The 19,221-nt window shown below is 53.0% G+C and carries 21 protein-coding genes and 2 tRNA genes; 21 read left to right on the top strand and 2 right to left on the bottom strand.

Features of this window, described 5'->3' with window-relative positions; all coding sequences use genetic code 11:
- Nucleotides 1-22: 22 nt before the first annotated feature.
- From KHS78_RS04955 to nadA, 15 genes are all read left to right on the top strand, one after another.
- Entirely contained in the window at nucleotides 23-769 is a 747-nt protein-coding gene (locus KHS78_RS04955) for a YebC/PmpR family DNA-binding transcriptional regulator (protein ID WP_211825733.1), read from the top strand.
- A gap of 596 nt (nucleotides 770-1,365) precedes the next feature.
- Entirely contained in the window at nucleotides 1,366-1,893 is a 528-nt protein-coding gene (gene ruvC / locus KHS78_RS04950; protein ID WP_211825731.1) for a crossover junction endodeoxyribonuclease RuvC, read from the top strand.
- A gap of 41 nt (nucleotides 1,894-1,934) precedes the next feature.
- The gene (gene ruvA, locus KHS78_RS04945; RefSeq protein ID WP_211825729.1) at nucleotides 1,935-2,549 is read left to right on the top strand and encodes a Holliday junction branch migration protein RuvA; all 615 of its coding nucleotides are present in this window, start codon (nucleotides 1,935-1,937) and stop codon (nucleotides 2,547-2,549) included.
- 111 nt (nucleotides 2,550-2,660) lie between these two features.
- The gene (ruvB, locus tag KHS78_RS04940; protein WP_211825727.1) at nucleotides 2,661-3,671 is read left to right on the top strand and encodes a Holliday junction branch migration DNA helicase RuvB; all 1,011 of its coding nucleotides are present in this window, start codon (nucleotides 2,661-2,663) and stop codon (nucleotides 3,669-3,671) included.
- An 87-nt stretch (nucleotides 3,672-3,758) separates the two neighbouring features.
- On the top strand, nucleotides 3,759-4,238 hold the full coding sequence (locus KHS78_RS04935; protein WP_246506121.1) for an outer membrane lipoprotein: 480 nt from the start codon (nucleotides 3,759-3,761) through the stop codon (nucleotides 4,236-4,238).
- A gap of 148 nt (nucleotides 4,239-4,386) precedes the next feature.
- Complete coding sequence (gene ybgC / locus KHS78_RS04930; protein WP_281416991.1) at nucleotides 4,387-4,812, top strand: tol-pal system-associated acyl-CoA thioesterase; 426 nt, start codon at nucleotides 4,387-4,389, stop codon at nucleotides 4,810-4,812.
- Between the two features lie 2 nt (nucleotides 4,813-4,814).
- The gene (gene tolQ / locus KHS78_RS04925; protein ID WP_211825725.1) at nucleotides 4,815-5,507 is read left to right on the top strand and encodes a protein TolQ; all 693 of its coding nucleotides are present in this window, start codon (nucleotides 4,815-4,817) and stop codon (nucleotides 5,505-5,507) included.
- Nucleotides 5,504-5,932: a protein TolR gene (gene tolR, locus KHS78_RS04920; RefSeq protein ID WP_211825723.1), complete on the top strand. Its 429-nt coding sequence runs from the start codon at nucleotides 5,504-5,506 to the stop codon at nucleotides 5,930-5,932. Before tolQ ends, tolR begins: the two co-directional genes overlap by 4 nt.
- 4 nt (nucleotides 5,933-5,936) lie before the next feature.
- On the top strand, nucleotides 5,937-6,734 hold the full coding sequence (tolA, locus tag KHS78_RS04915) for a cell envelope integrity protein TolA (protein WP_211825721.1): 798 nt from the start codon (nucleotides 5,937-5,939) through the stop codon (nucleotides 6,732-6,734).
- Nucleotides 6,731-8,062 (top strand): Tol-Pal system beta propeller repeat protein TolB, encoded by a 1,332-nt coding sequence (tolB, locus tag KHS78_RS04910; protein ID WP_343216871.1) that lies wholly within the window; start codon nucleotides 6,731-6,733, stop codon nucleotides 8,060-8,062. Before tolA ends, tolB begins: the two co-directional genes overlap by 4 nt.
- A 193-nt stretch (nucleotides 8,063-8,255) precedes the next feature.
- Entirely contained in the window at nucleotides 8,256-8,825 is a 570-nt protein-coding gene (locus tag KHS78_RS04905) for an OmpA family protein (protein ID WP_211825719.1), read from the top strand.
- Between the two features lie 41 nt (nucleotides 8,826-8,866).
- On the top strand, nucleotides 8,867-9,631 hold the full coding sequence (gene ybgF, locus KHS78_RS04900) for a tol-pal system protein YbgF (RefSeq protein WP_211825717.1): 765 nt from the start codon (nucleotides 8,867-8,869) through the stop codon (nucleotides 9,629-9,631).
- Between the two features lie 114 nt (nucleotides 9,632-9,745).
- Nucleotides 9,746-9,821 (top strand) — tRNA-Lys (locus KHS78_RS04895).
- A 40-nt stretch (nucleotides 9,822-9,861) separates the two neighbouring features.
- Nucleotides 9,862-9,937 (top strand) — tRNA-Lys (locus tag KHS78_RS04890).
- 166 nt (nucleotides 9,938-10,103) lie between these two features.
- Complete coding sequence (gene nadA / locus KHS78_RS04885) at nucleotides 10,104-11,138, top strand: quinolinate synthase NadA (protein ID WP_211825714.1); 1,035 nt, start codon at nucleotides 10,104-10,106, stop codon at nucleotides 11,136-11,138.
- Nucleotides 11,139-11,206: 68 nt separating this feature from the next.
- Here nadA and KHS78_RS04880 read toward each other — a convergent pair whose 3' ends face one another.
- On the bottom strand, nucleotides 11,207-12,643 hold the full coding sequence (locus tag KHS78_RS04880; protein WP_211825713.1) for a M48 family metalloprotease: 1,437 nt from the start codon (nucleotides 12,641-12,643) through the stop codon (nucleotides 11,207-11,209).
- Between the two features lie 192 nt (nucleotides 12,644-12,835).
- Between KHS78_RS04880 and KHS78_RS04875 the strand changes: the two genes are divergently transcribed.
- Together KHS78_RS04875 and KHS78_RS04870 are read left to right on the top strand one after the other, a co-directional pair.
- Nucleotides 12,836-13,069, top strand: coding sequence for a sulfurtransferase TusA family protein (locus KHS78_RS04875; RefSeq protein ID WP_211825711.1), 234 nt, complete (start codon nucleotides 12,836-12,838; stop codon nucleotides 13,067-13,069).
- Nucleotides 13,070-13,076: 7 nt separating this feature from the next.
- On the top strand, nucleotides 13,077-14,147 hold the full coding sequence (locus KHS78_RS04870; protein WP_211825708.1) for an AI-2E family transporter: 1,071 nt from the start codon (nucleotides 13,077-13,079) through the stop codon (nucleotides 14,145-14,147).
- A 54-nt stretch (nucleotides 14,148-14,201) separates the two neighbouring features.
- Here KHS78_RS04870 and KHS78_RS04865 read toward each other — a convergent pair whose 3' ends face one another.
- On the bottom strand, nucleotides 14,202-14,708 hold the full coding sequence (locus tag KHS78_RS04865; RefSeq protein ID WP_211825706.1) for a peroxiredoxin: 507 nt from the start codon (nucleotides 14,706-14,708) through the stop codon (nucleotides 14,202-14,204).
- Between the two features lie 246 nt (nucleotides 14,709-14,954).
- On the opposite strand from KHS78_RS04865, the gene dapA reads away from it, so the two are divergent.
- From dapA to KHS78_RS04845, 4 genes are all read left to right on the top strand, one after another.
- Nucleotides 14,955-15,860, top strand: a complete 906-nt coding sequence (dapA, locus tag KHS78_RS04860) for a 4-hydroxy-tetrahydrodipicolinate synthase (RefSeq protein ID WP_211825705.1) — start codon at nucleotides 14,955-14,957, stop codon at nucleotides 15,858-15,860.
- Nucleotides 15,848-16,981 carry an outer membrane protein assembly factor BamC gene (gene bamC, locus KHS78_RS04855; protein WP_211825703.1) on the top strand — a complete coding sequence of 378 codons (1,134 nt, stop codon included), beginning with the start codon at nucleotides 15,848-15,850 and terminating at the stop codon, nucleotides 16,979-16,981. The genes dapA and bamC overlap by 13 nt, the downstream gene beginning before the upstream one ends.
- Before the next feature lie 129 nt (nucleotides 16,982-17,110).
- Nucleotides 17,111-17,824 (top strand): phosphoribosylaminoimidazolesuccinocarboxamide synthase, encoded by a 714-nt coding sequence (gene purC, locus KHS78_RS04850; RefSeq protein WP_211825701.1) that lies wholly within the window; start codon nucleotides 17,111-17,113, stop codon nucleotides 17,822-17,824.
- Nucleotides 17,825-18,334: 510 nt separating this feature from the next.
- Entirely contained in the window at nucleotides 18,335-19,213 is an 879-nt protein-coding gene (locus tag KHS78_RS04845; protein ID WP_211825699.1) for a tetratricopeptide repeat protein, read from the top strand.
- Nucleotides 19,214-19,221 lie beyond the last annotated feature (8 nt).

Genomic DNA, 19,221 nt, shown 5'->3' with positions numbered 1-19,221 from the left:
TTAAAGGGTGAGGTTTCGACCTATGGCAGGTCATAGTAAATGGGCCAATATCAAGCACCGCAAGGCGGCGCAGGATGCCAAGCGTGGCAAGATCTTTACCAAGCTGATCCGCGAGCTGACCGTGGCTGCCAAGGCTGGCGGTCCCAACCCGGAAGATAACCCGCGTCTGCGTGCGGCGGTCGACAAGGCGCTGGGCGCCAACATGACCCGTGACACGGTTGATCGTGCGATAGCTCGTGGTGCTGGCAGTGCTGACAATGACAACATGGAAGAGATCACTTACGAGGGTTACGGCCCAGGTGGTGTTGCGATCCTTGTTGAGTGTATGACGGATAACCGAAATCGGACGGTATCTGAAGTGCGTCATGCGTTTTCCAAGCATGGTGGCAATCTGGGTACGGATGGTTCTGTGGCTTACCTGTTTGAGCGGAAAGGGCAGATTTTCTTCGAGCCGGGTGTTGATGAAGACGCGCTAATGGAAGCGGCGCTGGAAGCCGGTGCGGAAGATGTTATTGCTAATGATGATGGTTCTGTAGAAGTTACGACGGACTGGACTGAATTCATGCAGGTGAAGGATGCGCTGGAAGCTGCAGGTATGACGCCGGCTGATGGTGAAGTTGCGATGGTGCCGACCACCCAGTCACCGCTGGATGCTGACGGTGCAGAAAAGATCATGAGGTTGATTGATCGCCTGGAAGACCTGGATGATGTCCAGAATGTCTACAGCAATGCAGATATTCCGGATGATGTCATGGAAGCGCTGGGTTGATACACATTGAATGAAAGTTTCAGATGCTGGCTCTATAGTCGGCGTCTGAATGCCCTCTATATCAAGGAGTGGGCTGACAGCGTAAGTAAAGAAAAAGAATATTTGCCAATCGGTGTGGGTTAGATGTTCACGCCAATGATTAGGAAAAATAACAAAAAAACCACAGCTGTAACCGTTAAAAGCGGAGTGAGTAGTTCTTTCATCTTCAAAATGGCTCAATCTACGTGTGATAACAGCATACGCTTTCATATCTGATTTACCTGTAGTTTTTCGTTACGCAGAATGATGGTTTGTAATGATTAATGAGCAAACGATAACTAATTAATCAACTCTGTCACTGGTGAACTTATAGCGTCTCTCTCCTCTGAGGGATGTGTTCTCTTAGTGGTTTGATAACGCTGTTTTCCTTAGCGGGTTTGCTGGGTCTGTGTGTGGTTCTGATGCATCTTTCATTACTAATTGCTTCAGGGGGCGCTTGAGTGTTTCATCTCTTTGTGTTTCAGGAAGCTATATAAGCAGATATGTTTACTTCACATGAGGGGTGTATAAAAGTACAGTGTTATGAGTATGGTTAGCAAGAGTCTCCAGGCAGGGATATGGCAATTATTCTGGGAATTGATCCGGGTTCCCGCATTACCGGCTACGGTCTGATTAACCAGGTCGGCTCACGGATTGAATACATCGATTCTGGTTGCATCCGGATCCAGCCGGGTGAGTTGCCGGAAAGGTTGCACCAAGTCTATGAAGGTATCCATCGGGTGATCGAGGCTTACCAGCCGCAGACCGTAGGTATTGAGCAGGTCTTTATGTCACGCAATGCAGATTCTGCGCTGAAGCTGGGGCAGGCCAGAGGGGCTGCAATTGTGGCTGCGGTTAACCAGGGGCTCCCGGTTTCCGAGTATTCCGCCCGTCAGGTCAAGCAGTCGGTGGTGGGTAAAGGCTCTGCAGACAAGGCGCAGGTTCAGCATATGGTGATGGCCTTGCTGAAACTGAATAAGGTGCCGCAGGCAGACGCTGCCGACGCCCTCGCTGTAGCATTATGTCATGCCCATACACAGCAGAGCCTGATTCGCATGGCGACCAGTAAAGGGTCTGTGCGCATGGGTAATGGTCGGCTACGTTAAGCGATATTCTGAATTGAAACATTGTAAAGGTGGGATGTGACATGATTGGTCGTCTCAGGGGTGTTGTGGTTGAAAAGCGGCCGCCGCAGTTATTGCTGGATGTGAATGGTGTCGGTTATGAAATAGAGGCGCCCATGACGACCTTCTACCGATTGCCGGATGAGGGGCAGGAGGCAACGCTCTATACGCACTTTGTCGTCCGTGAGGATGCGCAGTTGCTGTATGGATTTGGCGACCGTAAGGAGCGTCAGCTGTTTCGTACACTGATTCGTGTCAACGGTGTAGGGCCGAAGTTGGGGCTGGCGATTCTGTCGGGTATGGAATCCGATATGTTTGTTCGTTGTGTGCATGACGATGACAGTGCCACGTTGACGCGCCTGCCGGGTATTGGCAAAAAGACCGCAGAGCGGCTGATCGTCGAAATGCGCGACCGGCTGGATGACTGGGCACCTGAACTGAGTGAAGCCGGTGCTGCTTCACCGTCTCTGGTGGTGTCGAACACTCCTTCGGATCGTGTGGCGGTGCAGGATGCCATTAGTGCCTTGGTTTCATTGGGCTATCGCCAGCAGGATGCCAGCAAAGCCATTGGTGCAGTAAAAGAGGATGGTTTGGCCAGTGAAGAGCTGATTCGTCGTGCATTAAAGGCCATGATGTGAGTGGTCATTAATGCCGCTGTTACCATTGCGGACTCTCTGGATTTACAGTCAAAATCAGATAACACACAATCAACTGACCTATGTCAGAGCCATTGAATCAGCAGGTGCTGGATGATTGAAAGTGACCGATTGATATCGGGCCATGGAACTCCGCAGGAAGAACGTATTGATCGCGCCATACGGCCGACCCGGTTGGCCGATTATACCGGGCAGCCGGCAGTGCGTGAGCAGATGGGAATTTTTATCTGTGCCGCGAGACAACGGAATGAAGCGCTGGATCACACGCTGATCTTTGGGCCGCCGGGGCTGGGGAAAACGACACTGGCCAATATTTTGGCCAATGAAATGGGCGTGCAGCTTCGTACGACATCCGGCCCGGTTTTGGAAAAAGCCGGTGACCTAGCAGCCATGCTGACCAATCTTGAGCCTAACGACATTCTATTTGTTGATGAGATTCATCGTCTGAGTCCGGTCGTGGAAGAGGTGCTTTATCCAGCCATGGAAGATTACCAGCTGGATATTATGATTGGAGAAGGGCCGGCCGCACGTTCCATCAAATTGGATCTGCCTCCCTTTACGCTGGTGGGGGCCACAACACGGGCCGGGTTGCTCACCTCACCGTTGCGTGATCGCTTTGGCATTGTTCAGCGCCTTGAGTTCTATAGTGTTGAAGATCTGACCAAAATTGTGAGCCGCTCTGCCGCCATCCTTGGCATGACCATGGATGAGGATGGCGCGCGCGAAGTGGCAGCGCGTTCCCGGGGAACGCCGCGGATTGCTAATCGTCTATTGCGGCGGGTGCGGGATTATGCCGAAGTCCGAGGCAGCGGGCATGTGGATCAGGCTGTGGCAGATGCCGCCCTGATTATGCTGGATGTGGATGGTGCGGGCTTTGATCATATGGATCGCCGTCTACTGCAGGCCATGGTTGAAAAGTTTGATGGCGGGCCGGTCGGTGTTGATAGTCTTGCAGCCGCAATCAGTGAGGAGCGGGATACGATTGAAGATGTGCTTGAGCCCTTCCTGATTCAGCAGGGCTATATCATGCGTACTCCGCGGGGGCGTGTGCTGACCCGCCGCGCTTATGAGCACTTTGGTCTCTCCGTCAATCCGTCGGAATAGTGGTTAAGTTCCTGTTCAGGTTTAAGGCGGCACAATAGTCGACACTCTGAAAGTAATAGAACCTGGTTAAGGTTACAGGTGGTTCAAATGTACGACAAAGTTAAGTTGGTTATGGCTGGAATTATGGTGCTGTTGCTCGTCGGCTGTGCCAGCGACTTGACCTCTACCACATATTCCCGTGGTGAAGCCCGGCAGATGCAGACGGTTCAGTTCGGTACGATCGTCGGTATTGAGAATGTGCAGCTCGAAGGGACTGATACCGGGATTGGCGCCATTGCCGGTGGTGCAGTGGGTGGTATTGCTGCGTCTGATATTGGTGGAGGCAAGGGTAGTGCGATAGCGAGTATTGGTGGTGCTCTGCTTGGTGGTTACCTGGGCGGAAAGGCCGAAGATGAGCTGACCAAGCAGGCGGGAGTGAATCTGACCATCCAGCTGGCTAATGGTAACTATGTGGCAGTGGTTCAGCAGGTTGATCCCGCCATGGTGTTCCGGGTGGGTGATAAGGTCACTATTTATGGCCAGGGAAGCACCTCTCGTGTAGTCAAAGACACTAGTCAGTATCAATAACGGGTAACGATAAAAAAGAAAACGGCTCTCTGGAGTCGTTTTCTTTTTTTCGTGATGTATCACCGTACCGCTTGTCACACCGTGATAGCAGGGATCAGAATGTCGTGATATAAACATCGCTTGCAGACAGGTTGTTTTGGTAAGCGCGATGTCCGGTAATGAACCCGATTTTTCCCTGCCTGTTCGTATCTTTTATGAAGATACGGATGCTGGCGGCATTGTTTATTATGTCAATTACCTGAAGTTTATGGAGCGGGCCCGCACGGAACGGCTTCGCAGTCTGGGGTTTGGTCAACGGGCGTTGCTTGAACATGGGTTCATGTTTGTTGTGCGGGATGCCCAGATCAACTACCGGCGCTCCGCAAGGCTGGATGATCTTGTTGAGGTGACGGCTAATGTCATTAAGGCGGGGAGAGCCAGTCTGGTGTTCCAGCAGTCGGTGCGTTTGGAAGGTGTCGAGTTGTGTTCGGGGCGTTTTACCATCGCCTGCGTTGATTCCGAAAGTATGAAGCCAATGGCGCTGCCGGATGCCTGCAGGCAGTATCTGGATGGCCGTGTTGTCCCTGAGGATTGATTGTGACAGAAAGTATTTCGATGTGGTCCCTGATATGGAATGCCAGCTGGGTAGTACAGCTGGTAATGGTGATCCTGATTGGGGCTTCCATTTTAAGCTGGGTGTTTATTATTCAGCGCGCCATTTTGTTGCGTAATACGCGCCAGGCGGTACGCCAGTTTGAGGATCGTTTCTGGTCCGGTATGGATTTGAGTCAGTTATATCGGGAAGTTCATGATAATCCGGATCCGGATAATGGTGCGGAACGCATCTTCCGCAGTGGCTTTCGCGAATTCACTCGCCTGCGCGGTCAGACCAGTGACCCTGATGCGGTAATGGAAGGGGTGCAGCGCTCCATGCGGGTGGCATTGTCGAAAGAGCAGGAACGCCTTGAGACGAATTTGCCATTTCTTGCCACTGTAGGCTCTACCGGTCCCTATGTGGGTTTGTTCGGAACGGTCGTTGGGGTTATGAATTCATTTCGTGGTCTGGCGAATGTGCACCAGACGACGCTGGCGGCAGTGGCCCCCGGTATTGCGGAAGCGTTGGTGACGACGGCGGTGGGTCTGGTGGCGGCCATTCCGGCCGTGGTGGCTTACAACCGTTTTTCGGCCAAGGTCGATCACCTGCTGGCTGGCTATGAAACCTTTGCCGACGAGTTTTCCAGTATTCTGCACCGTAAGGTGCATGCGCACCAGCAGGATGCGGCGTCATGAGGACCCGTGTCCGGCGCAAGCCCATGTCCGAGATCAACATGGTGCCGTTCATTGACATCATGATGGTGATGCTGGTGGCTTTTATGGTGGCGGCGCCCATGATGTCGCAGGGTATTAAGGTGCAGCTGCCGAAAACAGATAGTGCACCGATGGAAGTGCCCAAGGGCAAGGAACCGCTGATTGTTTCCGTCAAGGCGGATGGCAGTTACTATCTGAATCTGGAGTCTACCGGTAAGAAAGCATTACCACTCAAGGTGATCAGTGAGCGGGTAGCCAAGATCAAACGGGCGCGGCCCGATACGCTGGTCCTGATTGAAGGTGATGAGCGTGTCAGTTACGGCAAGGTAGTGGCGGCCATGGCTGGCTTGCAGGACGCCGGTGTCAGTGATGTGGGGTTGATGACTGATCCCCGGGAGCTGAATTGACGCCGTGAATGTGTTATCGAAACTTCGTAGTCGTGGCGTCAGTGATGGTTATACAATTCCTGTTCTGACATCACTGTTGCTTCATGGTTTAGCGGTTGTGGCGATGGTGATCGTCTGGCCGGGCAAGACAGAGGAGCGGGTCAGGCCAGTACCGGCGCACATTATGGCGAAGGTTTATGTGCCAACGCCTGAGCCCGTTGCCCCGAAGCCAAAACCGGTGAAGAAGCCCAAGCAGAAGCCGGTCAAAAAGCCGGAAAAGAAAACACCGGTCAAGAAGCCCGAGAAAAAAGTGCCAGTGAAGCCGGTCAAGAGTGACGTGGACCGGAAAAAGGCATTGGCGGAACAGCAGCGTCGCGAGCGTGAGGCTGAGAAGCAGCGCGAGGCTGAGGCGGCCCGGAAAGCGGAAGAGGCCCAGCGTCTGCAGGAGCAGGAAATGCTGGCGGCGCTGGAACGGGATCAGGCAGAGCAGCAGCGGATCGCCGAACAGCTGAAAACCGATGCTAATGTCGTCAATGGCTATGTGGCGCTGATTGAGCAGCTGGTGCGACAGAACTGGAGTCGTCCCCCCAGTGCGCGCCAAGGGATGACGGTCAAGCTTCGGGTCAGGCTGACGCCGACCGGAGAAATTGTCAGTATTGAGACATTAAAGGGTAGCGGTAACCCGGCTTTCGATGATTCAGCCATTCGGGCTGTCCAGAAAGCGGCGCCGTTCCGGGAGTTAGGTCAGCTGGAAAGCCGGCTGTTTGAAAGTCACTTCCGGGCGTTTAATTTCTATTTCGATCCGCAGGATTTGCTGGAATGAGAATGGCTCAAGTTGTGATGGACAGGTTGCGTTCTGGTGTGATTCAGGTAGTGCTCATGCTGGTCTTGTGCCTGCAGCAGGCGCAGGCTGACCTCACCATTGAAATCACCCAGGGAAATGATCAGGCGGTTCCCGTTGCTGTCGTGCCGTTTGCCTGGAATGGCAAGGGTATCCTGCCTGAAGATATTTCCGGCATTATTACCAATGACCTGAAGCTCAGTGGTCAGTTCATGCCGGTGGATCGTAATAATTTCCTGAGTTTTCCCGCGACGGCAGACGAAGTCTATTTTCGCGACTGGAATATGCTCGGTGTGACCTACCTGGTGATCGGGCAGGTATCGGCGCTTCCGGATGACCGGTATCGGGTGAATTATCAGCTTTTTGATATTGTGCGTCAGATGCCGGTCTTGAAAGGGGAAGTGGAAGGTTCGAAAACGCAACTGCGTTCGGTGGCGCACAATATCAGCGATGCCGTCTATGAGAAGATTGCCGGTATTCGTGGGGTGTTCTCCACCAAGATCCTTTATGTGATTGCCAACCGTTTTTCGGCGGAACGAACCGATTATCAGCTGGTCTATGCCGATATGGATGGGCGTCGTGCGGTGACGGTGTTGCGTTCCGGTGAGCCGATTCTGGCGCCCAGCTGGTCGCCGGATGGCAAAAAAATTGCTTATGTTTCCTTTGAAACCGGGCGTCCTGCCATATATATCCAGGAGCTCGCTACCGGTGAGAGGCAGAAGATGACCAGCTTCAAAGGCCTGAACAGTGCACCGGTCTGGTCGCCGGATGGCACCAGGCTGGCGTTAGTGTTGTCCCGGTCGGGCAATCCGGATATCTATACACTGGATGTGGCAACGAAAAAACTGACCCAGGTGACACGTCACTTTGCCATCGATAACGAGCCTGCCTGGATGCCGGATGGTAAAAGCCTGGTGTTTACGTCGAATCGCGGTGGCTCTGCCCAGATTTACCAGATCCCTGCAACCGGTGGGGATGCGCGCAGATTGACCTTTGAAGGGCGGTTTAATGCCCGGGCCAAGGTGTTCCCGGACGGTCAATCCATCGCTATGGTGCATAAGGGTAAAGGGCAATCGGATTACAATATTGCGGTACTGGATCTCGAAAGTGGCAGGACGCGTACGCTGACTTCCATGCCGTTTGAGGATTCGCCTGCTGTCGCACCGAACGGCAAGATGCTGATTTATTCTGCACAGGATGGGCAGCAGGGTGTGTTGGGCATTATTTCTGCGGATGGACAGGTGAGCTACCGTCTGCCCTCCAAGGAAGGGGATGTCAGGGAGCCAGCCTGGTCTCCCTACATGCGCTAGTGTGATACCCATTTTCGGACGCGTTGAGTGGGGTGTTCGTCAGTGGTTTGAAAAGGTTTCGTGCACTGGCCTGAAGTTACGTAGCAATACGTGTTTACGGATTGCTACGCTGACTGGTCTGTGCAGGCTAACTCTGTTACCTTAGTTCAACTTTTTTATTCATTGCATATTGAAATACGATCAGGAGTTCAGGATGGAATTAGCCAAAATCGGCAAAGGTCTTGTTGCGGCTCTGATGGCAACCTATCTCGTTGGCTGTGCTTCTTCGGGTGGCAGTTCTTCCGGTCAGGAAATGGCGGGTGAGACCGATCAGTCTGTCACTGAGGTGGTCACCACCCCTATCGTTGATCCTGCGGTTCAGGCTGTGATCGACAGTGGCAAGGTGCAGGCTACCCCTGAGCAGATCACCGAAATGCTCACCCGTGATGTGTATAACTTCGATTTTGACAGTGACCGTCTGAGCCCGGAAGACTACCTGGCGCTGGATGTGCAGGCCGCTTACCTGACCTCCGAAGCGGGCAAAAATGTTAATCTGATCATCCGCGGCCATACCGATGAGCGTGGTACCCGTACCTATAACCTGGCACTGGGTGAGCGTCGTGCCAATGCGGTCAAGAACTACCTGATGCTGAAGGGTATTACATCTGACCGTGTTGAGGTCATCAGCTACGGTTTTGAAAAGCCGCTGGATCCTGCACATACTGATGCGGCCTGGAATAAAAACCGTCGTGCTGAAATCGATTCAGCCAACGGCTCACTCTGATTGTTGCCATGTCATTGGTCAAGTTGCGTCTAGCAGTGATCATGACTGGCCTGTGCAGCCTGCCCGCGCTGGCTGCACCCGTGCCGGTTGTTGATTCGAACCCGTCTTCGTTGACACTGCCTGTGGCAAATACACAAAGTCATGTGCTTGGTGCCACTGCGCCTGTGGGGCAGGCCGGTGCGCTGCTTGAGCAGATCAGTTCACTCCAGCAGGAAGTGTTGCAGCTGCGTGGTCTAGTTGAAGAGCAGGCGAATGCCCTTCAGCGCCTCAGTCAGGAAAACCGGGATCGCTATCTGGATCTGGATCGTCGCATTGGGATGCTGTCGAAATCCGGTCCGGCGCCAGACACGCAAGTGACATCACGTCCGACGGAGACGGGTAACACATCCGAAGCTGCCATACCTGGTGGGACAGATTCTGTGTCGGAACAGACGGTCTACCAGGAAGCTTTCCAGCTGATTCGTACACGCAAATTCGATGAGGCGATCGTTGCGCTTAACGATTATATTCGTCGATTCCCTGCGGGTACTTATGCTGATAATGCCCAGTACTGGCTCGGAGAGGTATACCTCGCACAAGGTAAGCTTGAGCAGTCCAAAGGTGCATTCGAAACGGTGCTGAAGGATTACCCTAAAAGTGGTAAGTCGCCGGATGCTATGTACAAACTGGGGCGTGTATTTGACCAGTTGGGCGACAAGGCGCAGTCCGAGAAGTATCTCAAGTCTGTGATCAGCAAGTATTCACAGAGTTCGGCGGCCAAGTTGGCCGATGTCTATCTGCGCAGTCTGCAAAGCAAGCCTATGTAAGCCAGTAAAAACGCATCCAGCAGTATGTTGGTGCGTTTTTACCAAAAAATCGACATATGGTGGAAATTAACACTTGTAGTCGTCGATGTAATCCGTAAGATTGCGTTCTGTTCCGGGTCGTTAGCTCAGTTGGTAGAGCAGTTGGCTTTTAACCAATTGGTCGTAGGTTCGAATCCTACACGACCCACCACCTTCTTGTCAGAGTAATGTCTGTTACTCACCTCTATGCCGGGTCGTTAGCTCAGTTGGTAGAGCAGTTGGCTTTTAACCAATTGGTCGTAGGTTCGAATCCTACACGACCCACCATTTCCTTCGGCGCTTCGCCAGCATGAAATCCCTGCTCTCCCTGTGCTAACATGCGTCCCCCAATGCTGCCTGTTTTTCAGCGGCCGTATGCCTTGGTATACAGGTAAATGGCTGTTTGTCAGGGCAGCGATGACAGATATGAAAGTGCCACAGGCCATATAAGCGGATGACACAAACAAGAGACAGATTATTTGTCAGCCAATACCTGTCGGAAGCGCCTGCTTCTGGTCAGGGCGTGGTTGATGAGGGGGCGTTGAAGGCGCGAATCAAGGCCTTGCTCAAACAGAAGAACGCCGTATTGGTTGCGCACTATTATACCGATGATCTAGTGCAGGAGCTGGCCGAAGAGACGGGTGGCTGCATTGCAGATTCCCTGGAAATGGCCCGCTTTGGCACTCGACATCCGGCGTCAACGCTGGTTGTGGCTGGTGTTCGGTTTATGGGGGAAACGGCCAAAATCCTGAATCCTGAGAAGCGCGTGTTGATGCCGACGCTGGAAGCGACCTGCTCACTGGATCTGGGGTGTCCGGCGGATGAATTTACCCGTTTTTGTGATCAGCACCCTGATCGAAAGGTGGTTGTTTACGCCAACACTTCAGCGGCGGTAAAGGCCAGGGCTGACTGGGTGGTCACCTCCAGCTGTGCCATTGATATTGTTGAGCACCTTGCGGGTGAGGGAGAAAAACTGATCTGGGCGCCGGATCGTTACCTCGGCCGTTATGTCGAAAAGGCGACCGGTGCTGATATGTTGCTTTGGGATGGTGCCTGCATTGTGCATGAGGAGTTCAAGGCGAAGGGGATTCTTGATCTCAAGCAGGTCTATCCTGATGCTGCGGTGCTGGTGCATCCGGAATCACCGGAATCTGTCGTGGCGTTGGCGGATGCGGTGGGTTCTACCACGCAGCTGATCAAGGCGGCACAAGCTATGAACAACCCTGTTTTCATTGTTGCGACTGATCGCGGTATTTTTTACAAGATGAAGCAATTGGCCGGTGATGGGAAAGAATTTATAGAGGCACCTACTGCCGGTAATGGCGCTACTTGTCGCAGTTGTGCACATTGCCCATGGATGGCAATGAATAGTCTTGAGTTGATTGCTGGTGCACTGGAGCATGGCGACAGTGAGATTCATGTGGATCCGCTCATCAGGGAAAAAGCGTTGCTGCCACTGGATCGAATGTTGGCATTTACGGCATCGTGATGCTTTCACGGAGTTGAATAAAAAAAACCGGCGACTCAGGCCGGTTTTTTTGTTTAGTGCATTTGTATTTACAGTTTCATCCGCTTTTTATATTCCTGAATCTCGATGACGCGCTCTTTCAGGGCAGTTTTGGTGCTGAACGGTGTGCTGGGTAAGTCGGCGGCATACTCCAGGTGTTTGATGGCGTCATCAAAGTTGCCTGTCAGGAAAAAGAACTCTGCCCTTGCCTTGTGGACTTCTTCAATATCACCGGCTTTGCCTGCAGCCTCAGCCAGCTGGTACCAGATTTCCGGATCGTCCGGACGTGTGCGGGAAAACGTTTTGAGTGTGCGGGTGGCTGCTGCGTACTGTTTATCCTGAAACAGCATATCTGCATAGGCCATCGTGAGAGGCAGGTTGTCGGGGGTGAAACGCAGCATATCCTTGATGTTGGCAAGGGCTTCCTTGTGCTCTCCTTGGGTAAAACGAATGCGATTGTCCAGAATACGGTAATACACATTGTCCGGTGTGCTGGCTAGCAGGGGTTTGAGTGTGTTGGCCGCTTTTGCTGTATCGCCACTTTCCAGTTGTGCCAGTGCCAGGCCATAGCGCGTCGCATTGGGGTAACTGGTATGGCCGGTTTCAAGGTCGGCGGCAAGGCGTCGCGCCGTATTCTCCGGCGAACTGGATGATTCGACAATCACCCGCATACGCATCAGATGGTAGGACGGATTGTCCTGGTAATTACGAACCGGGTATTGCTCCGCACGGCCGAGGGAGTCGGCAACACGGTTTCGGGAGACCGGGTGGGTGCGCAGGAATTCCATCTGTGGGCCGCTGCCTTCCATGCGGCTCATGCGTTCAAACAGCCTGGGCATGGCCCGGGGATCAAAACCGGCGCGGGCCATGTTGCGGATACCCACCCGGTCAGCTTCCTGTTCATTGTATCGGCTGAATCGCAGTTGTTCGCTTTGCATGCCGGCAATAGTCGAGCTCAATGCTGCGGCGCCAAGATCGCCTCCTCCGGCTGCGGCCAGAATAATGCTGCCGAGCAGGGCGGCCATGGAGGGTATGCGCTGACGCTGTGCAGCCTCGACCTGGCGGGCGTAGTGTCGTTGGCTCAGGTGGGCGAGTTCGTGTGCCACAACGGAGACAAATTCCTGTTCGCTTTCTGCATACAGGAACAGGCCGGCATTAATGCCGATAATGCCACCGGGTGCGGCGAATGCATTTAGCTGCGGGCTGTCTATGATGACCAGAGAAATGCGCCTGTCCTTCAGTTCACTGGTTTCTGCCAGGCGATAGATCAGTGCTTCGGTATAGCTGGTCAGTTCCGGATCATTCAGGGTTTTGACCTGGCTGTTGATCATCTTCAGGAAAACCTGGCCCAACTCATGCTCTTGCTGGGCTGAAACAACGCCGGACGTTGCATCGCCAAGGGTTGGCAGTTCTGAGGTGCCCTGCGCGGTGTTGGTCAACACCAGCAGCAGGCTGATGGTGGAGAGAAAATGGGCGATTTTTCGCATTAGCAAACAGCTTATTGGTTTGTGGTGAATGGCGAGGGCATTTTCTTTGTCCATAAGATACTATGATGAATTGGGTCTTTCATTAATAATTCCGTGATTTTTACCGTTCATGGCGGGTTTGCCGAAATGTATCAGTAACCGGTGGTGTTCGGGCATGGAGTTTGCCGTTGTTTTCAGGGTTGTGCGGGTGGTATGTCAGACATAGATGTTGAATTGGATGTCAGGGGGATGGCCTGTCCGATGCCATTGCTCAAAGCCAAGCAGGCTTTGAGTCGGATGGCGGCAGGTCAGGTGCTCAGGGTGTTGGCGACTGACCCGGGTTCAGTAAGGGATTTTCGCAGTTATGCTGAACTGGCAGGGCATAGCCTTGTTGCGAGTGATGAGTGTGAGGGTGTGTTTGTCCACACACTGAAAAAACATGGATAAAACAGCAATGTTCAGACTTTTTCGTGGCTGGATGCAGCGTTATTTTTCCGATGATGAAGCAGTGATGCTGTTTGTTCTTCTGCTCCTGGCCATGGGTATTATCATGGCCTTTGGCAGTATGTTGGCGCCTGTCTTTGCCAGTATGGTTCTGGCGTTTGTGCTGCAGGGGATGGTCAGTTGGCTGGAGCGGCGTAGCGTGCCCCATATGGTGTCGGTGTCGCTGGTGTTTGCCCTGTTTTTGGCCATGCTGATGGTCGTGCTGTTGCTGCTGTTGCCTTTGGTCTGGGATCAGGGGGTCAACCTGCTCAATGAGTTGCCACGGATGGTGACGCGGGGGCATTTGCTGCTCAGTGAGTTGCCGGAAAAATTTCCGGGCTTTGTCTCGGAAGCCCAGGTCAATGCCTGGATGGAAACGGCCAGCAGCCAGGTGGCCAACCTGGGGCAGTGGATTGTTTCATTTTCCCTGTCACGGATATCCGGGGTAGTGGGGCTGCTGATTTACCTGGTGCTGGTGCCGATCCTGGTCTTCTTCTTTCTTAAGGATCGTAAGGAGTTGCTGGCGTGGTGCTCATCCATGCTGCCGAAAGAGCGAAGGATGCTCAAGCAGGTTTCGGAGGAAATGAGTCAGCAGATTGCCAATTATATCCGGGGCAAGGTGATTGAAATTGTCATTGTTGGCTTGGTGACGTTTGTCTCGTTTATTTTTCTCGGACTGAACTATGCCGCGTTGCTGGGATTGCTGGTTGGACTTTCGGTGCTTATTCCGTATATCGGTGCTGCTATTGTCACGATTCCTGTGGCTGCTGTGGGCCTCTTTCAATGGGGCATGGGGCATGACTTTATCATTCTGATGGTCGTCTACGGTGTAATTCAGGCGCTGGATGGTAATGTGTTGGTACCCTTGCTGTTCAGTGAAGCGGTGAATCTCCATCCGATAGCGATTATTGTGGCGGTACTATTGTTTGGCGGGCTTTGGGGATTCTGGGGTGTTTTCTTTGCGATTCCTCTGGCGACGTTGGTCAAAGCGGTGATCAATGCCTGGCCTGGTGGAGAAGAGTCTGCTGCTGTCGATGTTTGAGAGAGCCGGGAAGCGAGGTGATCTTTGCTTCCCGGAACAGGCTGCGTTTGTGTCTTATTCCTCTTCGGTATCCGGCCTGACGGCTGGTTCAATTAAATCGGATAATGCCTGGGCGGCCTGCAGTACGTCTTCGACATGTTGCTTGATATGTACCCGACGCCATTCGTGCTGAAGGATGCCTTCCCGATCAATCAGGAATGTGCTGCGCTCAACCATGGGTGTGTCCAGGTCCGCTCTGCGAGCACGTAGAACGTCGAATAGCTCACACAACAGTCCTTCTGTGTCGGCAATGAGCTCGAATGGCAGCTGATACTGGTCTTTAAAGAGTTCGTGGGATTCAAGGCTATCTCTGGAAACACCAAATACCAGCGTATTCGCTGCCTGGAACTGAGGGTGAAGTGTCTTGAAAGACTGGCCTTCACTGGTGCAGCCAGGGGTGTTGTCTTTGGGATAGAAATAGAGAACGATGTTCTGACCCTTGAGTGCGGAAAGATCGACCTTGTTGCCACTGGTGGCCTGGGCGGTGAAATCGGGAGTGGGTTTGCCGATGCTCGCCTTCATGCTATGTCCTTACCTGCGTTAATCTGATTCTGGTTTATGGGGCCAGAAGTATGGACCACGGTTTCAGGGTTATCCTCCCGGTTTTGGCCCGATGCCGGCGTCCTGATCTATGCTTTTTATCGGCAGAGGCGCGTAGCAGTGAATATCGTTGCGATTTTCTATCGGTAAGAATGGTTACGCAGCTTGTGATATACCGGCATGGCCGGTAACATTTGCGCTTATTTTTATGGCTACTGGAGTGTATCGATGATAACCGGCAGTCTTGTTGCGCTGGTCACCCCCATGTTGTCCGATGGGGAAGTGGACTGGCAGCGTCTGCACGATCTGGTCGACTTCCATCTGGATAATGGCACTGACGCTATTGTGGCCGTGGGCACTACTGGTGAATCGGCGACGCTGACCGTGGAAGAGCATTGCCAGGTCATTCGCGATGTCGTAGCGCAGGTCAAGGGACGTATTCCCGTGATTGCCGGTACGGGCGCCAATTCAACCCAGGAAGCGGTGCATCTGACCGCGGAAGCCAAGGCGCTGGGCGCTGATGCCTGTCTGCTGGTAACGCCCTACTATAACAAGCCGACCCAGGAAGGCCTTTACCGACATTTTCGTACCGTGGCGGAATCCGTCGCGATTCCCCAGATTCTCTACAATGTGCCGGGCCGTACCGCCGTCGATATGCTGCCTGCTACGGTAGAGCGTCTGTCTGATCTGACGAATATTGTTGCCATCAAGGAAGCCACCGGCGACCTGGAGCGGGCGCGTGACATTATTGCCCGCTGCGCCGATCGTATCGCGGTTTACTCCGGTGATGATGGTACCGCCGTGGAGCTGATGCTGCTGGGTGGTAAGGGCAATATTTCTGTTACAGCCAATGTGGTGCCAGCAGACATGCACGAATTGTGTGCCCTGGCAATTGCTGGCAAAGCGGATGAGGCGCGTGCCATTCATCAGCGTCTGTTGCCGCTGCATAAAGCACTGTTTCTGGAGTCCAACCCGATTCCTGTAAAATGGGCACTGCAGGCAATGGGGCGGATGGAAGGTGGAATCCGTCTGCCGTTAACATCATTGTCAGAACAGCACCATGAAGCCGTTGTCCAAGCCATGCAGGCAGCGGGTGTTAATGTTTTATCCAAGGAGAGTGCATGCACAGTGTAAGGATGTTGCCGCTGGTGGCAGCAGTCTCTCTCGTGTTGGGTGGCTGCAGCTACCTGACCGGTAAGGATGGCTATTTTCGCGATAAATCCGAGGATTACGCGGCCGAGAAAACCTATGGCCGGCTGACGCTTCCTGAAGGGTTGAATCCTCGGGAAATGCCGGAGTACCTTCGGGTGCCGGAGCAGGTCGCGGAGTCCGGCAAGGTCGGTGGCGAGGTGCCTCGTCCGGACCAGCGCATTATGCGCACCGCCGATGAAGGTTATTCCGTTCAGCGCAGTGGTGATCAGCGATGGTTACTGGCTGAGAAGAGTCCTGAAAAAATCTGGCCTCAGCTGGTGCGTTTCTGGGATGTGAGCAACATTCCGCTTTCCACGTCGGACGCCAAACAGGGTGTTATGGAAACCCAGTGGATTGTGATGCGTGATGAAACCAGCAAGGATCTGGTACGGCGCCTGTTTGGGCGTGTTGTCGGTATGGACAGTACGGAACCGCAGGAAGACCGCTTCCGTTTGACGGTGCGTCAGGGGGTTCGTGCCGGTACCAGCGAGATCAGATTGCAGCATGCCAACCGTGCATTAGGCAGTGAAGATAAGGCAGTCTGGCGTGATGGTGAATCTGAATCTGGTAAGAACACCAGTCTTGAAGCAGGTCTGCTGAATGAAATGCTGGTCTTCCTGGTGCAGAATGCGGATGATCAGTCTGTGTCCCTAGTGGCCCAGAATCTCAGCATTGGTGATCAAAGTGCCCTGATCTACGATGGTAATGGCAATCCTGTGCTGAAAATCAGCCAGCCATTTGCCCGTAGTTGGCAGGCCGTGTCGGTTGCCCTGAGTGAGGCGAAAATTTCGGTTACTGACCAGAACCGGTCTGCGGGCATCTTCTATATTGAGTTGGGCGAACACAAGGCTGATAAGGATGATCAGAAAGGATTCTTTGGCGGCCTCTTTGGTGGTAGCGCCGATGACAGTGAAGATGAAGAAACGCCCAAAACAGCCTATCGCGTCAGGATTTCTCCATTGGGAGATGAAGTCCAGGTAACCCTGGAAAAGGATCTCAATACCCTGCCGCCTGTCGACGTTTCCGAAAAAGTGCTGCAGTCCATCAAGTCGCATCTGAGTTAATGGTCGATTCGACACCTGTCAGCGTTAATGGTTGTGCTTATATGGCCGGTTCAGTCTGTCTGATGAACCGGTTCATTGTCTCCTTGTTCCCTGAATCTGTTGAGTTCGTTCACCTGTGTGGAGAGTATGATGGAAAAGCGTGAGGAGCTTTACTCCGGCAAGGCCAAGTCTGTTTACACGACAGATGATCCCAAGCGTATGGTTCTGCTGTTCAGAGATGACACGTCAGCTTTTGATGGCGTCAAAGTGGATCAGCTGGATCGCAAGGGCATGGTCAATAATCTGTTTAATGCCTTTATTATGCAGAAGCTGGAAGAGGCTGGCATAGCCACTCATTTTGAGAAGGTGCTGTCTTCCCAGGAATCACTGGTCAAGCGCCTGGATATGATGCCTGTGGAATGTGTCGTACGTAATATTGCCGCGGGCAGTATCTGCAAGCGCCTGGGTGTGGAAGAGGGTATTGACCTGAATCCGCCAACCTTTGAATTCTTCCTGAAAAACGATGAACTGCATGATCCCATGATCAATGAGTTTCACATCCGCTCGTTTGGCTGGGCGGAGCCGCAGCATGTGGAAACCATGAAAGAGCTGACGTTCAAGGTCAATGATGTCCTGAAGCAGTTGTTCCTGGATGCCGGTCTGCTGCTGGTCGACTACAAGCTGGAGTTCGGTCTGTACGATGGCCAAGTGGTGCTGGGTGATGAATTTACGCCGGATGGTTGCCGTCTCTGGGATAAGGAAACCCGTAAGAAGCTGGACAAGGATCGTTTCCGTCAGGGGCTGGGCGGCGTGGTTGAAGCCTATGAAGAGGTCGGTCACCGTCTCGGAATAAAGTTCGATTAAGTTCTTCCCTTTGAGCTGCTTTTATGGCAGCTCACTGCTTCCGTTTTTTTAACAATTTCCTGAAATTTTAACTTGCATTTTGCATAGCCCCTCTGAGTCGCGGTCTCGCGCGATTTTTCTCTCTTGTCAATAATTATGCACAAATTTTGATCACTCTCTGCGAAGGTCAATGATTTGGCGCTAAGTCCTTGATTTTTCGTAAATCACTTCGTAACTATTTGATTAATAAAGAAAAAAATATTGGTCAAAAAGTAACCAATTTAACATTCTGCGAGGTTCGATGGGGGATTTCGGCGTTTTTCTCCAGCTCATCCACAAAGATATCCACAGAAAATGTGGGTAACCTGAATGCCCACATTCGGGGCGTTTTCGGGTGGATTTTTCCATGGCCGTAATGACGCATCGGCGGTCAGCTGTTCCATCATATTTGCGTTCGCGTTGCCCCTTGAATTCGCGCTCCCGCGACGCCATTGTGTGGGTATCGCTAAATCACAATCACACGGGTCTGTCATGAATCCAACAACCAATGTCATCGAGGTCACTGCGGACAATTTGCACAGTGAGGTGCTGGAACGCTCACAATCGGTTCCGGTGTTACTCGATATCTGGGCAGACTGGTGCCAGCCCTGCAAGATGCTGATGCCCATCCTGATGAAACTGGTTGAGTCTTATGAGGGAAAGTTTGTTCTGGCCAAACTGAATGCTGAGGACCCTGATCCGCAGGTTCAGCAGATTGCCCAGAGCCTGATGATGCAGTTGGGCGTGCGTAGCATACCGGCACTGATCTTTTTGCATGAGGGCAAGCCGGTACAGGTGCTGACAGGTATGCAGCAGGAAGGTGATTTGCGCGCTATCCTGGACCAGCTGACCATGAGTCCGGCGGAACGGGTGCAGGCACAGATTGAAACCCTGGTTGCCGATGGGCAGCCGGAACAGGCACTGCAGCTGTTACAGCAGCTCTTGCAGGAAGAACCCGAAAATATGGGGTTGCAGGTACTGCAGGCTAACCTGTTGCTGCAGTTGGGGCGTGTGGCTGATGCTTCACAGCTTCTGGATGCGCTGCCGGATGATGCGCCGGGTATTGCGCAGCCCAAAGCGCGTCTGGCTCTGCTGGGGCTGGCGGGGGATATTGCTGACCGTGCATCTGTCGAAGCCCAGGTGGCGGCCAACGAAAATGATCATGAAGCCCGCTATCAGTTGGCGATTCATCAACTGCTTGCTGACGAGCCGGAACAGGCGTTGGAGAGCCTGCTGTTCATCGTGAGGCGTGATCGGGAATTCCGTGAAGATGGCGCCCGAACCTTGATGCTGAAGTTCTTTGAGCAGCAGGGGAATGCGGATCCTATCGTACGTCGTTACCGGAGCCGCCTGTTTGCATTGATGCATTGATGCCATTC

Source organism: Kistimonas asteriae (assembly GCF_018263925.1).
Taxonomy (GTDB): Bacteria; Pseudomonadota; Gammaproteobacteria; order Pseudomonadales; family Endozoicomonadaceae; genus Kistimonas; species Kistimonas asteriae.
The sequence above is the reverse complement of the archived record's forward strand: the minus strand, read 5'-3'. Positions and strand labels throughout refer to the sequence as shown.

Coding starts and splice junctions, on each gene's coding strand:
- KHS78_RS04955 (WP_211825733.1), top strand. CDS start 23: ATGGCAGGTCATAGTAAATGGGCCAATATCAAGCACCGCAAGGCGGCG.
- ruvC (WP_211825731.1), top strand. CDS start 1,366: ATGGCAATTATTCTGGGAATTGATCCGGGTTCCCGCATTACCGGCTAC.
- ruvA (WP_211825729.1), top strand. CDS start 1,935: ATGATTGGTCGTCTCAGGGGTGTTGTGGTTGAAAAGCGGCCGCCGCAG.
- ruvB (WP_211825727.1), top strand. CDS start 2,661: ATGATTGAAAGTGACCGATTGATATCGGGCCATGGAACTCCGCAGGAA.
- KHS78_RS04935 (WP_246506121.1), top strand. CDS start 3,759: ATGTACGACAAAGTTAAGTTGGTTATGGCTGGAATTATGGTGCTGTTG.
- ybgC (WP_281416991.1), top strand. CDS start 4,387: ATGTCCGGTAATGAACCCGATTTTTCCCTGCCTGTTCGTATCTTTTAT.
- tolR (WP_211825723.1), top strand. CDS start 5,504: ATGAGGACCCGTGTCCGGCGCAAGCCCATGTCCGAGATCAACATGGTG.
- tolB (WP_343216871.1), top strand. CDS start 6,731: ATGAGAATGGCTCAAGTTGTGATGGACAGGTTGCGTTCTGGTGTGATT.
- KHS78_RS04905 (WP_211825719.1), top strand. CDS start 8,256: ATGGAATTAGCCAAAATCGGCAAAGGTCTTGTTGCGGCTCTGATGGCA.
- ybgF (WP_211825717.1), top strand. CDS start 8,867: ATGACTGGCCTGTGCAGCCTGCCCGCGCTGGCTGCACCCGTGCCGGTT.
- nadA (WP_211825714.1), top strand. CDS start 10,104: ATGACACAAACAAGAGACAGATTATTTGTCAGCCAATACCTGTCGGAA.
- KHS78_RS04880 (WP_211825713.1), bottom strand. CDS start 12,643: ATGCGAAAAATCGCCCATTTTCTCTCCACCATCAGCCTGCTGCTGGTG.
- KHS78_RS04875 (WP_211825711.1), top strand. CDS start 12,836: ATGTCAGACATAGATGTTGAATTGGATGTCAGGGGGATGGCCTGTCCG.
- KHS78_RS04870 (WP_211825708.1), top strand. CDS start 13,077: ATGTTCAGACTTTTTCGTGGCTGGATGCAGCGTTATTTTTCCGATGAT.
- KHS78_RS04865 (WP_211825706.1), bottom strand. CDS start 14,708: ATGAAGGCGAGCATCGGCAAACCCACTCCCGATTTCACCGCCCAGGCC.
- dapA (WP_211825705.1), top strand. CDS start 14,955: ATGATAACCGGCAGTCTTGTTGCGCTGGTCACCCCCATGTTGTCCGAT.
- bamC (WP_211825703.1), top strand. CDS start 15,848: ATGCACAGTGTAAGGATGTTGCCGCTGGTGGCAGCAGTCTCTCTCGTG.
- purC (WP_211825701.1), top strand. CDS start 17,111: ATGGAAAAGCGTGAGGAGCTTTACTCCGGCAAGGCCAAGTCTGTTTAC.
- KHS78_RS04845 (WP_211825699.1), top strand. CDS start 18,335: ATGAATCCAACAACCAATGTCATCGAGGTCACTGCGGACAATTTGCAC.